This is a genomic window from Micrococcus sp. HMSC31B01 (assembly GCF_001816085.1).
Lineage (GTDB): Bacteria > Actinomycetota > Actinomycetes > Actinomycetales > Micrococcaceae > Micrococcus > Micrococcus luteus.
In genome coordinates this window covers 1-501 of the sequence record NZ_KV825030.1, presented here as the reverse complement: position 1 = coordinate 501, position 501 = coordinate 1, and the positions used below count along the sequence as shown (strand labels likewise).

General features: G+C 68.9%; 2 protein-coding genes. Both read right to left on the bottom strand.

From position 1 onward, the window contains the following. On the bottom strand, positions 1 to 303 hold a 303-nt coding region (locus tag HMPREF3105_RS03995), incomplete at its 3' end, for a vitamin K epoxide reductase family protein (protein ID WP_305791324.1). A gap of 8 nt (positions 304 to 311) precedes the next feature. Then, on the bottom strand, positions 312 to 501 hold a 190-nt coding region (locus HMPREF3105_RS03990; RefSeq protein ID WP_168167990.1), incomplete at its 5' end, for a DsbA family protein.

Here is a 501-nt window from a genome sequence, read left to right as displayed (position 1 = left end):
GGGGAAGCCGAACAGCTCGGACTGCCAGGTCCCCATCACCTTCCCGCAAGACACCCAGGGGTTGATGTCACAGCTGGTGATGTACCCGGCATCCTCGTACAGCTCCAGGCGTTCGAGCACCAGGATCGCCGAGGCCACCCAGCCGACCACCCCGGTGATCAACAGCACCAGGCCGAACGGACGGTGCCGGGCGACAGTCGGTATCCCCGCTACGTCGGAGGCCTGCCCGGTACCGGCAGGGCGGTCGGTGGTGGTCGTGGGGATCGTCACGGGTGAATTGGTGTCGGTGTCGGGGACACTCATGGGCCCGGTCAGTCCGTCGTGGCGGCGGCGTCGACCTCGGCGCGGAACTGCTCGAGGGTGTTCAGAGTGAGCATCTGTCCGTCCAGGAAGAAGGTCGGGGTGCCCTGCACGCCCAGCGCGGTCCCGTCGGCCACGTCGGCCTCGATGCGGTCGCGGGTGGCCGGGTCAGCCACCGCGGCATCGTAGGCGGCCATGTCC